Source organism: Paenibacillus cookii (genome assembly GCF_018333375.1).
GTDB lineage: Bacteria > Bacillota > Bacilli > Paenibacillales > Paenibacillaceae > Paenibacillus_AQ > Paenibacillus_AQ cookii.
In genome coordinates this window covers 58,235-77,796 of record NZ_BORW01000011.1, presented here as the reverse complement: position 1 = coordinate 77,796, position 19,562 = coordinate 58,235, and the positions used below count along the sequence as shown (strand labels likewise).

Here is a 19,562-nt window from a genome sequence, read left to right as displayed (position 1 = left end):
TCATCCGGGAGGTGAGCGGAATTGGACTGGTGGGCCGTCGTCCTCGTCGCTGCCGCCGCAGCGCTTGCGGTCGCAGGGATCACCCATTACGCATTCATACAAATGACGCAGATGAAAGCCTTAAATTATCAGCAGGTTTTTGACGCTTTTGAACGGGCCGGAGCCCGCTTCCGGGAAATGTACGAGCCGCTGCGGAAGGAGGAGGTCCGGATCGCGAGCCATGACGGCCTCCGCCTGCACGGGGTCGTCGTCAAAGCGGAGCAGCCTTCGCCCAAATGGGTCATTCTCGTGCACGGGTATACTACTTCCCTTCCGGCATCCATTCCTTTTATGGATATGTTTCGCGAGGAAGGGTTTAACGTCCTGCTGGTCGACCAGCGCCGGCACGGAAAAAGCGAAGGCAAATATACGACGTACGGTTATCACGAGAAACATGACGTGGCTGCTTGGGTCAGATACATCAAAGACGCTTACGGCGAAAACTGCGTCGTCGGTCTTCACGGCGTTTCGCTCGGCGGCGGCACCGTGCTGGAATATTTGTCGCTGCCGGAAGCCGACGCGAAATTCGTCATCGCCGACTGTCCTTATTCCGATTTGACGCGCCTGATGCATCATCAGTTGCAGCGCTTGAACCATCTTCCCGCGGCGCTTTTTCTTCCGCTGGTCAACGCCCGGATGCGCAAAAGGGCCGGTTTCACGCTCGATCAGGTCAGCCCCGTCCGTTCCGTGCAAAGCAGCAAAATCCCCGTCATGTTTATCCACGGCGCCAAGGACAACTATATTCCGCCGTCCATGAGCGAGGAGCTGTTTGCGGCCAAAACCGGGGCCAAAAGGCTGTTGCTCATTCAAGACGCGACGCACGGCTTTGCGCTGGACGCCGACCCGGCCCTGTACAAACGGTCCGTGCAGGAGTTCGTCCGCGAGGCGCTCGCAGGCAGCCCGGCGGAATCCGTGGAGCAAGCCGCGGAGCTGTCGCCGCCGGAAAAGGAGGAGTTTGGCGGATTTGGACTGACCGGCGTGCCAAATGCCTAAGACGGGTCGGTGCTTAGCCCGTTCCTTTCTTGAATAACCGCATCATCCCCTCGGCGGCCGGCCGGGGGTTTTCTTTTGACCGTTCCTGCCTCCATCCGGCTAAAACCAAATCCCGGGAAAACAGCCTCGCCGGCATCATCTTTTGCTTGACTCGGAGGTCATTCCTGTATACTATCGTTATAATTAACCAACGGTTAAAAGAAAGGTGGAGTATGATGTTTCAAGCACTTCCTTATGAAGGTAACCGGAGCGAGCAGTTTGCCGCCGTTCTGGAACAACTGAAATCCCTCATTCACGATGAACCCAGCTCCATCGCCAATCTGGCCAATGCATCGGCGCTGCTGAACAGCTTTTTGCCGGATATCAACTGGGTAGGCTTTTATCTTTACGACGGGCAAGAGCTGGTGCTTGGTCCATTCCAGGGTCTTCCGGCATGCATCCGCATTCCTTTGGGCCGCGGCGTATGCGGCACGGCGGCGGCCGAACGACAAACGATCGTCGTGGATGACGTGCATGAGTTTCCCGGACATATCGCCTGCGACGCGGCTTCCAACAGCGAAATCGTCGTTCCGCTCGTCAAGGATGGAGAACTGCGCGGCGTGCTCGACATCGACAGCCCGCTCAAAGGACGCTTTGATCATGAGGAGAAGCAATTTTTGGAGCAGTTCGCCGAAATTATCAGCTCCAAATTGTAATTTTATGTAAAAGAAGCGGTCGTTCGCCCAAAACGAATGCCGCTTCTTTTTTATGGGTCACGGGCGTTGTTCGCTTCCTTCCCGATCAGAAATCTGTTTCATCCCCGCAAGCCGCGTTCAAACATCCTCCGGTCTCCGGATGATCGATAGCCCTTCGACATGCTTCCGCTGCATCATCTTGCTTTTTTTCCGGTTTTCCTTGCTCTCGAAAACGATGTCGAAGTCGTAATCCTCCGGATAAAGATTGCCTTTCTCGATATACAGCTTCAGCCGCTTCTGATTGATTTTCAGCTTCTGCTTCTGGACCATGACCCCGACCATGCCTTTGGCATCTTCCTCCTGATACACGATTCCGACGCGCTGCAGGGAACTGACGAATACGGCGTCGCCCACCTCCAGCTTTTGCGGTTTTGCCGTTTCTTCGGGTTCCGCTCCCTCGTCGCTTTCCATGGATTCTTCCCGATCGTGGCGGTGCCTGCGCCCAGGTTCCCCGCTGTCCGGTTGGCGTCGTCCGGCTTCTTCCGGCAGCGTTCCCGCCCCGGATTGCTCGTATTCGGACTCCAACGGGTCTTGGCCGAAGTCCGCGTTGCTCCCGTTTTCCATTGCCGTTGCCCCATCCGAAAACATCGTCTCGGCCTTTGCGCCCCCCGCCATAGGCTTATGGTTGTGCAAAATCTCCCTGGACCGCTGCGTAATGCCTGAGGGCATGCCGAGTTTGGTGGCGATTTCGATCGCGTAGCTTTGGCCCGACTCGCCGATGGTCAAGCGGTACAGCGGTTCGAGCGTCTCGACGTCGAATTCCATGCGCGCGTTCTGAAAGCCCGGAGCGGATGAAGCGAAACCCTTCAGCTCGTTAAAATGGGTCGTGACCATCATCATCGCTCCGCGCCGGTTCAATTCCTCCAAAATGGCGATCGATAGCGACATCCCTTCCCCGGGATCGGTCCCGGCGGCAAGTTCGTCGATAAGAAGCAGCGTCGATCGGTCGGACTCCTCCACCATCGCGATCAGCCGGCGGATTTGGGCCGAAAAGGTGCTGAGCGATTGCTCGATGCTTTGCCCGTCGCCGATTGCCGTCATGACCTTGCCGTACACCGCAAACACGCTGCCCTCCTCAACGGGCACGAGCAAACCGGACTGAACCATCAAAGTCAGCAGCCCCAGCGTCTTCAGCGCGACGGTTTTGCCGCCCGTGTTCGGCCCGGTGATGATCAGCGAGCGGTAGCCGTTACCCATCTCCAGCTGCAGCGGCACCATCGTTTTCAGCATGAGCGGATGTTTGGCGCCCCGCAGCCGGATGCGTCCCTGATCGTTTAGCTGGACCATGCGCCCTTCGATGGAGCGCCCGTATTTGGCTTTGGCGAAAATGAAGTCGTAATTGCCCGTAATGTCGATGTTGAGCAGCAAATCGGGGCTGGACGCTTCGAGCAGGCCCGTCAGCATGCTGAGCACGACGGCCTCCTCCCGGGCTTCGTCCGCTTCCAGCATCCCGAGTTCGGTCTGAAGCTGGGAGATTTCCTCCGGCTCGACGAATATCGTCTGGCCGCTGGTGGACTGGTCAAGCACGGCCCCTTTGATCTGTTTGTGGTATTCCCGTTTGACCGGGACGACATACCGTCCTCCCCGGACGCTGATCAGATGCTCCTGCAGAATCGAGCCGTGCCGGGACAGGATGGAGCTCATTTTTTTCTGGATCCGCTCCTTGACCACGGCGATTTTTTTCCGGGTTTTCTCCAGCTGCTTGCTCGCTTGGTCATCGACCTTGCCGAAGCGGATGCAGCGCTCGATTTCGCTTTTCAGCCGCGGCAGCTCCTGCATCGATAAGGCATAACTGCTGACGGTCGGCGCCATGTCCCTTTTGCCCGCCATATATTTCTTCAGCTGCCCGCAGCTGTGCAAAAACGTCTGCACCGCCGCAAAATCCTGTTCGGTAAACAGGTATCCCGTATGCAGCAGCGACACGATGTGTTCGATGCCTTCCAGCGACGGCAGCGGCACGCTCGCCCCTTTTTCCAGTATTGCTTTGGCCTCGGCCGTTTCCCTCAGCGCCGCTTCGATCGCCCGCAGATGGCTTCCCGGCATCAGGTCGTCGATCTGTTTCCTCCCTGCGTACGATACTGCGTATTCCCGCAGATTTTCCTTCACTTTGTCATACTCCAGCATGCTCATGGTCATGTGATCCATCGCTTGATTCTCCTTTTTCGTTGTTTTAAAAAAACGCAAAAAAGGGACAAAGAACGCGCATGCGAGTTCTCTGTCCCTTTGGTTTTCGGCCGCTCCATTCTTCTTTTGTTTTTTTGCGTCTTGGATAGCCTTAAATCCGGCCCTCCCCTGGGGAATCCCGGAGACGGCCGAGGCTATAGCTATGTTTGCTTATCCTATGGACGCAAAAAAACCGTGCTGCAAGAGCACGGTCTCCAATAAAGTCCCCGCTGGCGGAGAAGCCGCTCACGAAGGAACATTGATTGAATAACAAAGAATGAAACGGCGCCAAAGTACCGTTTGATGCTTCGCGTGTTCTTAACTATTTTCCATGACCGCGCGCGAACCTTGCGGACTTCAAGCCCAGGCTTCGTCCGATGTTCAAGTCCCGAAAAGGCGCAAGGAAACAAAGCTGCCCTCCTAGGCAAGCTTGACCTGGTCTCTTCGTACGGTCTTCGTATGGAATTGGATTAGTTAAGAACAACCACCGACATCAAAATCTCTCCTTTGGTATAGGATGAGCTAAATTTAACAATTTTGTTCATCCATGTCAAGCCTTTATGCCTGAAGCATGTACACCCTGGCTTCATAAGGGCGGAGCCGGACGGTGCCGCCGAGATCGTCGTCCCCCGCAACCGCATAGTTGGAGATCAGCAGCTCCTTTGCCGAAAGATCCAGTTCCGGCGGAAGCTGGAGCTCCGGCTCCCTCCCGAAGAAATTCAGAATAACCAATAGCTTGGCTTCGCCCAGCGTCCGGGTGAAGACATAGATTTCCGGATCGTCCGGAAGCAACAGCTCGTATTTCCCGTACACGATAACCTCGTGCTCCTTGCGCAGCGCGATCAGCTTTTTGTAGTAGTGAAGGATGGAATCCGGGTCTCTCAGCGCCGCTTCGACGTTGATTTCGCGGTAGTTCGGGTTCACGGCGATCCACGGCGTTCCCGTGGTAAACCCCGCTTCTTTCGTTCCGTCCCACTGCATCGGCGTTCTGGCGTTATCCCTGCTTTTTTGGCGGATCGCCTGCATCACTTTTTCCTCGGACGCCCCCTGCTTCAGCTGGTCCCGGTAAAAATTGTGCGTCTCCACGTCCCGGTAGTCCTCGATCGAATCGAAGGCGATGTTGGTCATTCCGATTTCCTCGCCTTGGTAGATGTACGGCGTACCTTCGAGCATGTGCATGAAGGTGGCGAGCATTTTGGCCGATTCCACCCGGTACCGACCGTCATCCCCGAAGCGGGACACGGGGCGTGGCTGGTCATGGTTGCACCAATAGTTGGCGTTCCAGCCCCGGCCGTGCAGCACCGTCTGCCAGTTGCTCATCACCTTTTTCAGCTCAAGAAGGTTCCATGGCCGAATGTCCCATTTTCCCGAACCGCCGGATACGGCATCCAGCTGCATATGCTCGAATTGAAACACCATGTTCAGCTCCCCGCGCGTATCCCCGACGTAACTGAGCGCCTCTTCCGGTCCCAGTCCCGACGTTTCGCCCACCGTCATGATGTCGTAGTGGAACAGCAGCTCGGTATACAGCTGATGCAGCAGCGTGTGCACATGCTCCAGATTGGAAAACAGGTCATAGGCACGGACCGTCGGCAGGTGATGCGGATTATCCCCGTCCGGCAGGCCGACGGCCTTGGCGATATGCGCGATCGCGTCCAGGCGGAAGCCGTCCACTCCTTTTTTCAGCCACCATTCGATCATCTCGTGCATGCAGTCGACGACATCTGGATTTTCCCAGTTCAGGTCCGGCTGATGTTTCGAATACAGATGAAGGTAATATTCGCCGGTCGTGTCGTCGTATTCCCATACCGAACCGCTGAAATACGACTCCCAGTTGTTCGGCGGGCCGCCGTCTTTCCCTTTGCGCCATATGTAAAAATCCCGTTTCGGATTGTCCTTCGACGACCGCGATTCGATAAACCACGGATGCTCGTCCGATGTATGGTTGAGCACCAGGTCCATCATGATTTTAAGCCCCCTTGCATGGGCTTCCCGCAGCAGCTCGTCAAAATCCTCCATCGTTCCGAACTGCTCCATGATGTCCTTGTAATCGCTGATGTCGTACCCGTTATCGTGGTTGGGGGATTTATAGATCGGGCACAGCCAGACGACGTCCACCCCGAGCTCCTTCAAGTAATCGAGCTTCGACAGAATGCCGCGCAGGTCGCCGATGCCGTCGCCGTTCGAATCCAAAAAGCTGATCGGATAAATTTGGTATACGACGCTTTCCTTCCACCATGTTTTGTTCATGTCCGTCTCCTTCCTTGCAGGTTAAGCCGGCTTGTCTTTACAAGCCGGGAGAATCCATTTATAATACATGTAAACTATTTTTCAGATCCCCTTTCACATGAGGGGCGACTGTTTTTTCAATCGCATAGAATAACATTCGGAGGAGCCTGCCACGTGCGGGCTCCGTTTGTCTTTTTCAGCCTTCTCGTCCCGATGGCGGGTCCGCATGGGCACTCTTCTCCTTCGGCAAAAGGAGGAATCGGATCATGCCATGATGATCAATCTAATCTTGCGGACTTCGACATAGAGACAAACGGGGAGGAACCATATGGAACAACAAGCGATTTTGGCTATCGTTATTTTTTTGATTGCGTATGCACTGATTATTTCCGAAAAAATCCACCGGACGATCATCGCGATGATCGGCGGCGTGCTGATGGTCGTGTTCGGGATCGTGAGCCAGGAAACGGCCATCCACCATATCGACTTCAACACGCTGGGACTGCTGATCGGCATGATGATCATCGTCAACATTACGGCCGAAACGGGGCTGTTCAAATACGTGGCCGTCTGGGCCGCGAAAAAAGCAAAGGGCCGTCCGCTCGCCATCCTGATCGCGCTGATGCTGCTGACGGCGCTCGGGTCGGCGTTTTTGGACAATGTCACTACCGTCCTGCTGATGGTGCCGGTTACGTTTAGTATTACACGCCAGCTGCAGGTCAATCCGCTGCCATTCCTGATCACGCAGATCATCGCCTCGAACATCGGCGGCACGGCGACCTTGATCGGCGATCCGCCGAACATCATGATCGGCAGCGCGGTCAAAGAGCTGACGTTTATGGCTTTCATTCAAAACCTGATGCCGATGGCGCTCATCATTATGCTGGTTCTGATTCCGATCTTCATCCTGCTTTTCCGGAAACAGATCCAAACGACGCCCGAACTGATGCAAAGCATCATGGATCTGGACGAAAAAGAGCTGCTGACCGACAAAAAGCTGCTGGTCAAATGCGTAACCGTGCTCGGGCTGACTATCGTCGGATTTTTCATCCACCAGCTCGTCCATATCGAATCCGCCACCGTCGCCTTGGCTGGCGCCTTCCTGCTCCTGCTTCTGACCGGGGAACATATGCTTGAAGAAGCGTTCGCCAAGGTCGAGTGGCCGACGATCTTTTTCTTCGTGGGGCTGTTCGTGCTCGTGGCCGGCTTGATCGAAACCGGGGTCATTTCCACCCTGGCCGAAAAGGCGGTAAGCCTTACCGGGGGCAACGTCGCATCGACCTCGATGCTCATATTATGGTTAAGCGCCATCGCTTCGGCGTTCGTCGACAACATCCCGTTTGTGGCCACGATGATTCCGATGATTCAGGACATGGGCAGCATGGGGATCAGCAATCTGGAACCGCTCTGGTGGTCGCTCGCCCTGGGCGCTTGCCTCGGCGGTAACGGTACCCTGATCGGCGCCAGCGCCAACCTGATCGTGGCCGGCATGGCCGCCAAGGAGGGATACCCGCTCAAATTCACGACGTTTTTGAAATACGGCTTCCCGATCATGATTTTGTCCGTCTTATTGTCCAGCGCATATGTATATCTCAGATATTTGATGTGACCAGGAGGAAAACGGACGGTTGTTAACCGGCAGGAATCGTGGAAAGGAATAAGCAAGGGAAAACATTTTAACCGGAATGGAGGCGCCCGCCATGCTGACTTACCGCTGCAACGAGGACGTTGCCCGCATCACGGAAACCGTCAACGGAGACGATGTCGAATTTCGCATCCATCTCCTCCAGGAGGAGCCGTATTTGAACCGTTTGCGGGAAATCCGGAAACATTTCGAGGATAACGACGTTTACACCGACGCGCTGTTTTACGCCTATAAAAACCATGAATACGCCGCCATCGTGCGGAAAGATTACTACGTGGATTTCGTGCTGGCGCTGATGAAGCACGGCCTGCTCCGCAGCGTCGAATGGAAGAAGAACGAAGCATAGGAAGCATATTTAAAGGAGGGCCAACGCCCTCCTTTTTATTTGCCTCTTACCTACGGCCGTAATCTGCCTCCATTCGGTAAATCCCCTTTTCGTGCACATGAACGACTTTATTTCTCACTAACTTTCTCCATCAAAAATTGACTCATCAATCCGAATAAGCTGCCGCAATCATGCTTTCCGGGCCGACCCGGGTCGGAACTGGACTAGTCGTGAGCTGCCCGGGGTCCAAGCGACATCGGGAGGCTCCTTCAAATCTCATTCGGCCGACTCGACCACGTACTCGTACCTTCTTTTTACGTCTGCCAAGCGTGTTTCCAGGCTGCGCTGCTCCGACTCGATCCGGCGCACCACCCGCTTGATTGCATCCAGCTTTTCTTCCACCTGCGAAAGCGTGTCGTTGATCCGTCCCTGCACCATCCAGTCGGCAATAAACCCGTCGAAAAAATAATCCGAAAAACGCAAAAAACTGCCGATGTCGATCTCGACGGCCAAATGCATCTCCACATCCTTCAGTTCTTTGCGGAACCTCCGCAAGCTGGTTTGCGCGTCATGGATATAATCCATGGCCTCGTCGATCTTGTTATGCTTGAGGTGCGTGGACAGCATGCCGCCGCCAAGCATGTCGTAAGTGCCCCAACTGCGGGCGGACTGCAGGTAATCCCGGGCCTGCTCCAAATCATGAAGCACCGAGCGGCCCGCTTGCACCGCTTCCTTCATTTCCTTCAGCTGCACGGCGAGATCCGCCTGCCGCTCCGCCAGTTCCGCCAGTTCCCCGGGCTGCCGCAAAAGGATGGTTTCCTTTTCCTTCAATATCCGTTCATATTCGGATTCCGAATATCGCACGTCGCGGAGCAGCCGGTCCGTTTCCTCGCATTGCTTCTGAATGTCCTCTGCCGCCCGGACCGCCGCATCGTATTTTGCTTTCGCCTCCAGCACTTCGAGCTGTTCGCGTTCCATTTTTTCTTCCTTTTTGCCGATCAAGCCGAAAAACAACGCGGACAAAGAGGCGCCAGCCAGCCGTTCTACGTCCTTTTCCTCGTCCGCCAGCCGCTGTTTCCAGCGATCCGCTTCCCGCCGTCGTTCCTCCCGCTCTTTTTCCAGCTCCTGAAGGTGTTTTTCCCATTTGACTTTGTTCCTCATGCTCTCCTTCAGCTCCGTCAGACGGGCATTTTCCGCATCGAACATCGGCATCCCCCCATGTCAAAATTTACATTCATTACCTGTTTAAACGTTGCAGCGAATGGAGAAGTTTCAAGAATACCTGCAAAAAACCGGTTTTTTCTGCAAGGACGGGACAAACCGGAGGTGCGCTAGATTTTGGAGCGAAAAGCCGCTATCATTAGACATAGCGAAAATGCATAAGGAGTGAACAACCGACTCATGAAACTGAAAAAAGCGTATTTACTTCCGTTGATGATCATGATCGTGGTTGCCCTCGTCCTCGGCGGCTGCGGCAAAAAACCGGAATCGTCCGCCGAGCAGGCCAACCCGAACCAGTCCCAGGAAACGCAGCAGCCGCAGGACACGAAGGGTACGGATGCCAACGATACCGATACGAAGGATAACGGCACGAATGCATCGCAGGGGGCAAAAAGCTGGACAAGCCCGCCGGCCATGCAAATCGATACGAAGAAAACCTACGAAGCCGAGGTCAAAACGTCCAAAGGCACGTTTACGATCCAGCTGTTTGCGAAAGACGCGCCGAAAACCGTCAACAACTTCGTGTTTCTGTCCAAGCAGGGCTTCTACGACGGCGTCATTTTCCACCGCATCATCGAACCGTTTATGATTCAAACCGGCGACCCGACGGGAACCGGCACGGGCAGCCCTGGATATACCTTCGAGGATGAAAAAACGAACTACAAATACGAGCCGGGCATCGTCGCGATGGCCAACGCCGGACCGAACACGAACGGCAGCCAGTTTTTCATCTGCACGGGCGAGGACAGCAAGGATCTGAACCAGATCCCGAACTACACCATTTTCGGCAAAATCACCGGCGGCATGGACGTCGTGAAAAAAATCGCCGCCACGCCGGTCGAAGCGAATCCGGACACGGACGAGCTGAGCAAACCGACCGAAAAAGTGACGATCGATAGCATCACCATCAAAGAAAAATAAGGACATGACAAGGGCCCCGCGGCCAAATGCCGCGGGGCGTTTCTTTAGTCGGGACGATCGGCGGAACGGGCCGTACGCGGGTGGGGCCGCCGAAGTTTATTTTGCGAATAGAGTCCCGAACTTGCTCATATGGTTGTACAAGCGAAACATGCGACTGCAATCTACTGGGTAAGGAGGATCCTATGAACGCCATTTTGCTGGGAAGTCTGGCGACTTCGCTTTGCACCGCTTTGGGCGCGCTGCCCGCGCTCCTGTTCAACAATGTCACGCATCGGAGGCGGGATATATTGCTGGCGTTCACCGCCGGCATCATGGTTGCGGCTTCGACCTACGGCCTCATCCCGGCGGCGCTGAAGTTATCGAACCTGTGGATTCTTACGATCGGCACGCTGCTGGGAACGGCGGTTCTAACCATATTGGAGCTGATCATCCCCCATCAGGATCCCGCCCATAATCTGCGCATCGAAAAAAACGATCGGACAAGCTCGCTCATGTTCCTTTCCGCGATGGCGCTGCATAACTTACCGGAGGGGCTTTCGGTCGGGGTCAGCTACGGGAGCAGCAGCCAGGATCTCGGAACGATCGTCGCGCTCAGCATCGGCCTGCAAAACATTCCGGAGGGGTTCCTCACCGCTTTGTTCCTGATTACCCATGGCATGCGCCGGCGCTGGGCGCTGGTGCTGGCCGCGTTTACCGGCGTGCTGGAGTTTGCCGCCTGCTGGGCCGGGCTTCGCTTCGCCGAAACCTTCCATGCGGTCATCCCTTACGGACTTGCCTTTGCGGCCGGAGCCATGCTGTTCGTCGTCTACAAGGAGCTGATCCCCGAAAGCCACGGGGACGGCAATGAACGGGCCGCGACGTTTTCCTTCATTTTCGGCCTGCTGACCATGATTGGGCTCACCCATTTCCTGCGGTAGGGCGTTTCGCCATGAAGCGCCTTGACAAGGAGTCTGGTTTCAATCCACTGTTTTGCCTGCGGATCGCTTTGGAACATCCATGCACATAGAAAAGCGGTAGGTTCATATCTTACTTCGAAAAGGAACGATTTTTTTTACATCAAAAGTTGTCCGGAGGCAAAATAATTTCCTGTAAGAAAGAAGGTTGTACACATGAACATGTCCGCACCACGCGTAAAGGAATCGCAGTCCGAGCAGGGCTGGCGCTCCAAGCGGCATGCCCCCAGCCTGCCCGAAGTTTACAAGTCGATGAAGGTGCCGACGAAAGGCAGCTTTTTTCGGAAGCTGCTCGCCTTTGTCGGTCCGGGATACCTCGTCGCGGTCGGGTACATGGATCCGGGAAACTGGGCTACCGATTTGGCGGGCGGAGCCATGTTCGGCTATACGCTGCTGTCGGTCATCCTCATCTCCAACCTGATGGCGATCGTGCTTCAATCGCTTTCCGCCCGGCTGGGCATTGCCACCGGAAGGGATCTGGCGCAGGCCTGCCGCGACCATTACAGCAAACCGGTCAATTTCGGCCTGTGGATACTGTGCGAGCTGGCGATCGCAGCCTGCGATTTGGCCGAAGTGATCGGCTCCGCCATCGCCCTTCAGCTCTTGTTCGGCATGCCGCTCATCTACGGCGTGCTGCTGACGGTGCTTGACGTCTTGCTCGTGCTTTTCCTGCAAAACAAAGGCTTTCGCTACATCGAAGCGATCGTCATCTCGCTCATCGCCATGATCATGCTTTGCTTCGTCGCCGAAATGGTGCTGTCGAGGCCCGATCTTGGCGGCGTGTTGTCCGGTTTCGTGCCCAAGGCGGAAATCGTCCAAAATCCGGCCATGCTGTACATTGCCCTCGGCATTTTGGGCGCGACGGTCATGCCGCATAACTTGTACCTTCATTCGTCGATCGTGCAGACGCGGAATTACGAGGATACGGTGCAGGGCAAAAAATCGGCGATCCGTTTCGCGACGATCGACTCGACCGTGGCGCTTATGCTGGCCCTGTTCGTGAATGCGGCGATCCTGATTTTATCCGCCGCCACGTTCCATGCGACGGGTCACACGGAAGTCGCCGAAATCCAGGATGCGTACCAGCTGCTGACGCCGCTGCTCGGCACCGGCATCGCCAGCGTGCTTTTTGCCGTCGCGCTGCTCGCTTCCGGCCAAAACTCCACCCTGACCGGGACGCTGGCCGGCCAGATCGTCATGGAGGGTTTTCTTAACATCCGGCTCAAACCTTGGATTCGCAGGCTTATTACCCGCGCCATCGCCGTCATTCCGGCCGTGCTGGTGATCGGGATCGTCGGCGAACAGGCAACCGGCAGCCTGTTGATCCTGAGCCAGGTCATCCTGTCCCTTCAGCTCTCTTTTGCCGTCATCCCGCTCGTCATGTTCACCTCGGACCGGAAGAAAATGGGCCCGCATGCCGCCCCCCGGTGGCTCCAACTGCTGTCCTGGTTCATCGCGATCCTCATCGCGGTGCTTAACATATATCTGTTGTACGGAACGTTTGCTTATTAACATAAAGATCGATCGCTTCGGCAAGAGCAAAGCTGCACCCGCTTCAAAACGGGTACAGCTTTTTTCCGGTTCATACCGGCGAGCCCCGGCGTTACATTTTATCGACGGACGCTCCCGGCGTTTCCCGGGATACGCTGAATAATTTCACTTTAGCCGCGATCAAAACGAAAGCCAACGCCGCAAACCACATGCCGCTCCAAATGAGCTGCTGAATGCCGAAAGAGGAAATAAACCAGCCGCCCAAAGAAGAACCGAGCGTAATGCCCAGGTTGGAAAAAGAGACGAATAGGCTGTTGCCGAATTCGGGCGCCTCTTCCACCTCGCTCATGAGCCACGTCTGGCTTACGATCAGCCCGCCGGAGTGAATGATTCCCCACAAAAAAACGATCGGCAGCATCGGAAAAAATGAAGCGCCAAAATGCCGATGAACGCGACCAAATTGACGGCGGCCGCAAACCCAAAAGCCGTGTCCAGCGAAATTCGTTCCGCCAAATACGAGGTCAACGGTACGCCGAACGCAAAACCGACGGTGATGCCGGCAAAAACCTTCGTCGCCGCCTGTCCGCTTTTTTCCGGAGAAACCAGCTGCGAAGCCGTAACGAGCGCAATCGAAAAGAACACCGGATGGAAGATCGCCGGGATGATGCGGAATGCCATCAGCACTTCAAAACGGCTTGTCATGACGTAACAAACGTTGGAAACGGCAAACATCAATACCGCCAAACTTAAAATCATCTTGCGGTTCAAACCGGATGCAAGCAGCGTGGCAAAAGGACCCGAAACGGCGACGACCAGCGCAAAAACGCTGACCGCCAGCCCCGCATGCGCCGCGGAAACATGGAATTTCTCCGTCACCTGGGGCAAAACGCCGACGATTCCCATTTCGGTCGCAATGATGCCGAAAACGCCCAAAGACAACATCATGACCAGCATCGTTATTTTGTTCTTCATATGTCGTAATCCTCTCTCCTATCCTATCGTTTGTAACTACATATCTGGATATATGGATATATAATCCCAAAAAAATAGCCTTGCCGTCTTCCTTTCATTTTTTTCTTTTCGCCCAAAAAGTTTTTCACTTAATACGTAACACCGCAATCCTCAGCCATTATACATCCAATTATCTAGATATGTAAATACGTATAGGTGTAAAAAAAGGAGTCTCCTCCTTTATTTACGGCACTACAATTCATCCCGGATATAATCGGCAAAAGCCTGAATAGTCTTTTCGTTGCGGCGGTAAAAGGTCCACTTGCCTACCCGCTCCATTTCGAGCAATCCGGCGTTTTGCATCATGAGCAAATAGCTGGAAATGACGGATTGGGCAAGCCCTGCCTTTTCCTGAATATCGCTGACGCAGGCGCCGATTCGCTGGGGCACTCCATGCTGAACGTAAGGCGTTTCGTCAAAATGCCGCTCCGGATGTTTTAACCACGTTAATATTTGACGGCGTGTTTCATTCGATAAAGCTTTTATGATTAGAGAGGGTTCCATGCGTTTTTCGGTCCTTTGGCATCATATTTTCAAACTTAATCTTTTCGCGAACGGGTACTTTACCAGGAAGGCCGCAGTTTTTTCGGCGCATCCCCTTCGCTAACGCTCTCGATGATCCGTTTCAAATCGGAACGCATCATTTGCAGGCGGTCATTCCCGATGATGGCTCCCCACCGGCTTTCAATGGTGCTGTAGATGCTTTCTTTGGCCTTCATCAGCGCCTGGCCGCGCTCCGTGAGCACCACCAGCTTGCCTCTGCCGTCCGAAGGATGCGGTTTTCTTACGACGTAGCCGCGCTCCTCCAGGTAATCCAGCATCTGGCTCACCGCCTGCTTGGAAATACCCAAAAGCTCAACCAGCGTTTTCGCCGTGGCCCCGTCCGGAATCAGCCCTTGAAACAAAAAACCGTGCATGGGCCGGAAATCTCCGAATCCAAGCTCGTTCAGCCGCTCATGCAGTTCCTCGTTCAACGCGCTGAATCCGAGCGAAAACAATGATGCCAAATCCTCTTGGTGTCGACGGGGTGTTTTGGGCATAAGTAGCACAACTCCTTGTTAGGTGTAAAAGTTAAAAATTGGTCAGTTTAATTGACTTCATATTCATTATACCGCCCCGGATCAAGCAGAATCAAATCGGGATAGGATTTCCGAGGCGCAACTTCCTAAGTTCTGGAAGCGTCTATGAATATCATGTGAACACGGAAGGCAGGTTAAACCGCAATGGTTCGGAAAAAAGGCTCGCTCCTTCTTATGCTTTGCGCTTCGCTGCTGCTGACGTCGTCCTGTGACGGCCGGCAGCCGATTTCCCCGGAATCGTCGAAAAAGCAGGCGCAGGTCCTCTCCCTCGCCGAAAGGCAGCAGGTCGCCGAAAAACTCCATCCGGACATGGTCCGCGCGCAAAATCGTTTCGGGCTGCGTCTTCACGAAGAGCTCGCGAAGACGGCAAAGCCGGGGGGGAATACCCTATTGTCTCCCTATAGTATTTTTACCGCATTAGCGTTAGCCTATCAGGGCAGCGGCGGAAACACCGCAGAAGAAATGGCGCGGATGCTCGGAATCGAAACCATCGGCAAGGAGCAGGCGAACGCCTCTGTCCGGACGCTGTACACGCTTCTTGGGGATGCGGGGTCGGGCGTCCGGCTGAATTCCGCCAATTCGGTCTGGTACAGCAGGGGCATGGAGATCAAAGACTCTTTTATTCTCACGGCAAAAGACAGCTACCATGCCGACGTTCAAGCCGTTGACTTTACCGAAAAGGGAACGGTAAAAAAGATCAACGATTGGGTAAGCCGGCATACGCGCGGTAAAATCCCGGGAGTTCTCGATCAAGCTCCCACCCCGGATACGCTGGCGATTCTGCTGAATACCGTCTACTTTAACGGCGCCTGGCAAAGTCCCTTCGATCCGAAGGACACCCAAGACGGCAAGTTCACGCTAGGCGACCAAACGACCAAACAAGTGCCGATGATGAGGCGGTCCGGTATGTTCGAATACAAGCAAACGCCCGAAGCTCAGGCGATTCGCCTGCCTTATGGGGACGGTCGGCTGAACATGCTGATCGTGCTTCCCGCAGGCGGGCATTCGCTCGCCGATGTCATGAACACCATCCGCAAGGCCCCGTCCATATGGCAAGCCCGGTTCGATCATGCCTCCGGCGAAATCCGGCTCCCCCGCTTCAAAGCCGAATCGTCGCTGGAGTTAAGAGAGGCGCTGATCGCGCTGGGCATGAAGCAGGCGTTTGATCCGGCGGCCGCCGATTTCACGGCCATGTCTGGCGCGAAGCCGCTTTTTGTATCTTCGGTGCTGCATAAGATGGTGCTTGACGTAAACGAGGAAGGCACGGAAGCCGCTGCCGTCACCGAAATGGCCATGGCAGGTTCGGCTCCGCCGGCGGGCCGGTTCGAGATGAACGTGGATCATCCCTTTTTCTTCTGCATCGAAGACGGCCAAACCGGGCTTTGGCTGTTCATGGGGACGGTTGAAAATCCGGCGTAAAACAGAACATAACCAACGTTCAACTTATCATCGAGTGCAAATACGGAGTTACAGTAATGGCTCCGCCGGACGCTTCCATAACAAAAAGCCGCGCATTTAGCGCGGCTTTTGCCGATTCTACGATGTATTTTTTCAGCTGCATCCGCAAGCCATGGCAACATTTAAAGCTGCTCCCGAAGCTCCACGCCTTCCGGCAGCACGGACAGCACCTTATCTTTGACCTCGGGATTCGTCCGCAGCTCTTCGCCCAGCAGCACGGCGATCCCCCGGTCGTCCCGGGAACGGATCAGCCGCCCGATGCCTTGGCGGAGACGGAGCAGCATATACGGCAGGTCCACTTCGTTGAACGGGTCGGCGGCGGCCTTCCGTTTGGCGATAAACACCGGATCATGCGGCGGGAACGGCAGCGACCAGATGATGACGTTCGACAGCGACGGCCCCGGCACATCGAGGCCTTCCCATAGGCTGACCGCGCACAGAACGCTTTCTTCTTCGCGCTGGAAGGACGAAATCAGGTGGCTGATTTCCCCGTCCCCTTCAAAGTAAAACGGTATTCCCGCCAGCAAAGGCTCGTCCTTCGCTGCTTGCTTGAACTGCCGCAGCTCCTCCCGCGTACGGAACAGGATCAGCGCCCTGCCGCCGCTTTCCTGCAGCAGCCGTACCGCTTCCTTCATTTTGCCTTCAAAGCCTTCCGCAAGATTCCATGCCGGGGCCAGCACTTCCATCTGCTCCGGATACGCGTACGGCGAAGCGACCGAAAAAGACAGGAAGCTTTCGATGCCGAGGCTGTCCGCCAGGTAACGGAACGAACCGTCCACCGACATGGTCGCCGACGAAAACACGATCGGCATGCGCAGGCCGAAGACATGCGTCTTCAGCACATCCTTGACCGTTCCCGGCATAATGGAAAGCGTAAGTCCTTCGGGGCTGTCCTCTACCCAGCAAATCAGCGCTTCGGAACGCTCGAACAGCATCAGCGCCTGCTGCATCATATCCAAATGCTCCTCCACGATGCGGAGCTGATATTCGTCCAGCGTGTACAGCTCGCCTTCGAATACCAGCTCTTCTTCAATCGCCGTCAGCAGCCCCCGGAACCGGTGCACTTCGCCGAGCAGCTCGTCCGTCAGCAGGATTTCTTTGCGGTCCGACCCGGGAATCGGGCGGCTGTTTCGCCCGAACAAGGCAAACATCGCTTCGCTTTGCACGATGGCGTCGTCGATCAGGACGGCCAGCGATTCGCGGATTTCGTTTTGCAGCAGGCGCGTAATCAGGTCCTCGAAGACCGTATGCTTCATTTTGTAGCCAAGCGCCTTCATGGCCGCCGACTCCAGCAAATGCCCCTCGTCCAAAACGACGGAGGAATGTTCCGGAAGCAGCGGCAGCTGTCCCTCCCGTTTGCGGCCGTCGTACGTCCACACATGCTCCAGGTAATAGTCATGCGAGCAGATGATCACGTCGGCGGCGCGGCGGTAATGGTCCCGCGACAAAGTCTGCCCGCAGCGGTGGCGGCGGTCGCAGGTGAAGCAGTCCTGGAAGGGATCCCAGCTGATTTTCTTCCACTCCTCGTCGCCAAGCTGCGGATAGTCCCGCCGGTCGCCGTAGGCTTGGAAGGTTTGCATCGGCGCAGAAGAATACACGAAATCCGGCAAACCGGCCGCGATGTCTTCCCAGACCATCTCTTCATCGCCTTGAATCCGCGCCTGATCCAGCTTTTTGAGGCAAAGATATTGATCCGGCGACTTGCCGAGCCGCGCGTCGATCACGAGATCCAAATGGCGGGCCAGCTTGGCGATATCGCCCTCCGGCTTGACCAACTGCTCGATCAAGGATTCGTCCGCGCAGGCGATGACCGCCGGCTTCCGCGTATAACGCGCGTAACACACGGCATACAAAAGATACACCAACGTTTTGCCCGTGCCGACGCCGGCTTCGGCAAAAATCGTTTTTTTCTCGGCAAACGCCTTTTCCAGTTGAAAGGCCATGTAAATCTGTTCGTCCCGGACTTCAAAGCCCGCTTCGGGCAGCAACTCATAAAATACATCCGCCACCCAATCCGACGCCTGCTGGATAAAAGGCCGGGAAGGATCATATGCAAATGGGTACCGTTCCACGTTCGAATAACCTCAGCTTTCCAATCAAAATCGTTCTACCGCTCATTTTTATAACGAACATCCCATTATCACATGCTCCATGCGCAATTACAATGGGGTGGCGGGAAATGCCTTGAAAAGCAATATCGGCCAACTCCTTCTTTAACTATGTACACTGCATCTCGCAAACCACCCGGTCAAAGCGCAGCGCCGCAAGATCGTCCTCATGAATCCAAAAATAAATCCGGCCGACGTCCCCCCACATCATTCCCGTCTTGTCCTCCTCGGAATCGATTTGCAGCAGCAAACGCCATTTTACAGCCGAATTCACGATCTGCTTGCGTTTTTCGGAATTCGCCATGTCATCCCAGCCGTACGCGCCGCGGGCTATCTCACAGCCGACTTGCATATCCCCTTGAATTTGATCCGGATGTCCCATCAGACGGTTCATATAGCCATCCTTCCCCCATGCCCGTTCAAACTCCGGCAAAAATACCTCCCAGTATTGATCAAAATGCTCACGGTTGCCGCTCCAGCCCAGGTCCAAGCTTTCCAGGAAGGCGGATTCCGAATCCGGGACAGATAGGGAAGATTCAAACGAAATACGGTTGGATTTCATCGTCGAAGCCTCTTTCAAACTAACAGGGATATTTCTGCGCGAAATTTGATCAAGCCGTTCGGCTTCGAAATAGAGGACACGGCAAGTATTTGGGTCGCCATTAAAGTCCTCATCGTCGAACATCGGCTCAACGGCATAGAAAAAAGATAGAAGGCCGCTCTCCGGAAGAGACAGATCCCGGGGACATTCCGCCAAGTTGATTTGGGCGATAAAGGTCATTTCGTAGTCCTTCCACGTCGGCCATTCCACATCTTCAGGCAGATCCGGACGACCGCCGACTTTGCTGCTCCCAACAGGGATCGAAGAATCATGCGCAGGCTGCAAATTCAGATATGCCGTCGGATAAATCCACCTGGCGATAGCCTGCTTGTAGGCTCCCAGCCCTGCCTGTTCTAACATTCGAACGATCTCTGCAATAGCCATTTTTTTAGACTCCTTTACAAGCGGTAGTTGGTATAGATCCCCCCGGCCATGTTAAAGACAGAGTTTTGTGTCGTATGCCGGATGCCGGTTTTTCACCACTTAAGGTTCATCAAGCATAGCGAGTTTCACTGATGTATTAATGTTTGTTAAGCATGAAAAAGCCCCCTTGCGCTAGCCAGTTTTCTTTTTTCGCCTGTCTACCATAAC

The 19,562-nt window shown here is 55.0% G+C and carries 15 protein-coding genes and 1 pseudogene; 8 read left to right on the top strand and 8 right to left on the bottom strand.

Annotated features, from left to right (window positions below; translation table 11 throughout):
* Nucleotides 1-21: 21 nt before the first annotated feature.
* Nucleotides 22-1,032, top strand: coding sequence for an alpha/beta hydrolase (locus KI367_RS12530; RefSeq protein WP_212950018.1), 1,011 nt, complete (start codon nucleotides 22-24; stop codon nucleotides 1,030-1,032).
* Nucleotides 1,033-1,247: 215 nt separating this feature from the next.
* Complete coding sequence (gene msrC, locus KI367_RS12525) at nucleotides 1,248-1,727, top strand: free L-methionine (R)-S-oxide reductase MsrC (protein WP_036707379.1); 480 nt, start codon at nucleotides 1,248-1,250, stop codon at nucleotides 1,725-1,727.
* A gap of 117 nt (nucleotides 1,728-1,844) precedes the next feature.
* Here msrC and KI367_RS12520 read toward each other — a convergent pair whose 3' ends face one another.
* Both KI367_RS12520 and KI367_RS12515 read right to left on the bottom strand, forming a co-directional pair.
* Nucleotides 1,845-3,911: an endonuclease MutS2 gene (locus KI367_RS12520; RefSeq protein ID WP_212950016.1), complete on the bottom strand. Its 2,067-nt coding sequence runs from the start codon at nucleotides 3,909-3,911 to the stop codon at nucleotides 1,845-1,847.
* Nucleotides 3,912-4,487: 576 nt separating this feature from the next.
* Nucleotides 4,488-6,179 (bottom strand): glycoside hydrolase family 13 protein, encoded by a 1,692-nt coding sequence (locus KI367_RS12515; RefSeq protein WP_212950014.1) that lies wholly within the window; start codon nucleotides 6,177-6,179, stop codon nucleotides 4,488-4,490.
* Between the two features lie 307 nt (nucleotides 6,180-6,486).
* Here KI367_RS12515 and KI367_RS12510 point away from each other — a divergent pair, with 307 nt between their 5' ends.
* Nucleotides 6,487-7,767, top strand: a complete 1,281-nt coding sequence (locus KI367_RS12510; RefSeq protein WP_212950012.1) for an ArsB/NhaD family transporter — start codon at nucleotides 6,487-6,489, stop codon at nucleotides 7,765-7,767.
* A 91-nt stretch (nucleotides 7,768-7,858) separates the two neighbouring features.
* Nucleotides 7,859-8,149: a hypothetical protein gene (locus KI367_RS12505; protein WP_036707373.1), complete on the top strand. Its 291-nt coding sequence runs from the start codon at nucleotides 7,859-7,861 to the stop codon at nucleotides 8,147-8,149.
* A gap of 255 nt (nucleotides 8,150-8,404) precedes the next feature.
* Here KI367_RS12505 and KI367_RS12500 read toward each other — a convergent pair whose 3' ends face one another.
* Nucleotides 8,405-9,334, bottom strand: a complete 930-nt coding sequence (locus tag KI367_RS12500; protein WP_212950010.1) for a hypothetical protein — start codon at nucleotides 9,332-9,334, stop codon at nucleotides 8,405-8,407.
* 195 nt (nucleotides 9,335-9,529) lie between these two features.
* Between KI367_RS12500 and KI367_RS12495 the strand changes: the two genes are divergently transcribed.
* The 3 genes from KI367_RS12495 to KI367_RS12485 all read left to right on the top strand — a co-directional run bounded on the left by KI367_RS12495 (nucleotide 9,530) and on the right by KI367_RS12485 (nucleotide 12,735).
* Nucleotides 9,530-10,270 carry a peptidylprolyl isomerase gene (locus tag KI367_RS12495; RefSeq protein ID WP_212950008.1) on the top strand — a complete coding sequence of 247 codons (741 nt, stop codon included), beginning with the start codon at nucleotides 9,530-9,532 and terminating at the stop codon, nucleotides 10,268-10,270.
* A 182-nt stretch (nucleotides 10,271-10,452) separates the two neighbouring features.
* Nucleotides 10,453-11,187 carry a ZIP family metal transporter gene (locus KI367_RS12490; RefSeq protein ID WP_212950006.1) on the top strand — a complete coding sequence of 245 codons (735 nt, stop codon included), beginning with the start codon at nucleotides 10,453-10,455 and terminating at the stop codon, nucleotides 11,185-11,187.
* Nucleotides 11,188-11,385: 198 nt separating this feature from the next.
* Entirely contained in the window at nucleotides 11,386-12,735 is a 1,350-nt protein-coding gene (locus KI367_RS12485) for an Nramp family divalent metal transporter (protein WP_212950121.1), read from the top strand.
* Between the two features lie 91 nt (nucleotides 12,736-12,826).
* Here KI367_RS12485 and KI367_RS12480 read toward each other — a convergent pair.
* The 3 genes and pseudogenes from KI367_RS12480 to KI367_RS12470 form a co-directional block, all read right to left on the bottom strand.
* Nucleotides 12,827-13,686: pseudogene (locus KI367_RS12480) on the bottom strand (MFS transporter).
* 231 nt (nucleotides 13,687-13,917) lie between these two features.
* Nucleotides 13,918-14,229: an ArsR/SmtB family transcription factor gene (locus KI367_RS12475; RefSeq protein ID WP_212950004.1), complete on the bottom strand. Its 312-nt coding sequence runs from the start codon at nucleotides 14,227-14,229 to the stop codon at nucleotides 13,918-13,920.
* A gap of 59 nt (nucleotides 14,230-14,288) precedes the next feature.
* On the bottom strand, nucleotides 14,289-14,765 hold the full coding sequence (locus KI367_RS12470; RefSeq protein ID WP_036707363.1) for a MarR family winged helix-turn-helix transcriptional regulator: 477 nt from the start codon (nucleotides 14,763-14,765) through the stop codon (nucleotides 14,289-14,291).
* Between the two features lie 183 nt (nucleotides 14,766-14,948).
* Between KI367_RS12470 and KI367_RS12465 the strand changes: the two genes are divergently transcribed.
* Nucleotides 14,949-16,223, top strand: a complete 1,275-nt coding sequence (locus KI367_RS12465) for a serpin family protein (protein WP_212950002.1) — start codon at nucleotides 14,949-14,951, stop codon at nucleotides 16,221-16,223.
* Between the two features lie 161 nt (nucleotides 16,224-16,384).
* Here KI367_RS12465 and KI367_RS12460 read toward each other — a convergent pair whose 3' ends face one another.
* Complete coding sequence (locus KI367_RS12460; RefSeq protein WP_212950000.1) at nucleotides 16,385-18,334, bottom strand: ATP-dependent DNA helicase; 1,950 nt, start codon at nucleotides 18,332-18,334, stop codon at nucleotides 16,385-16,387.
* Nucleotides 18,335-18,479: 145 nt separating this feature from the next.
* Nucleotides 18,480-19,355: a YwqG family protein gene (locus KI367_RS12455; protein ID WP_212949998.1), complete on the bottom strand. Its 876-nt coding sequence runs from the start codon at nucleotides 19,353-19,355 to the stop codon at nucleotides 18,480-18,482.
* Between the last annotated feature and the right edge of the window lie 207 nt (nucleotides 19,356-19,562).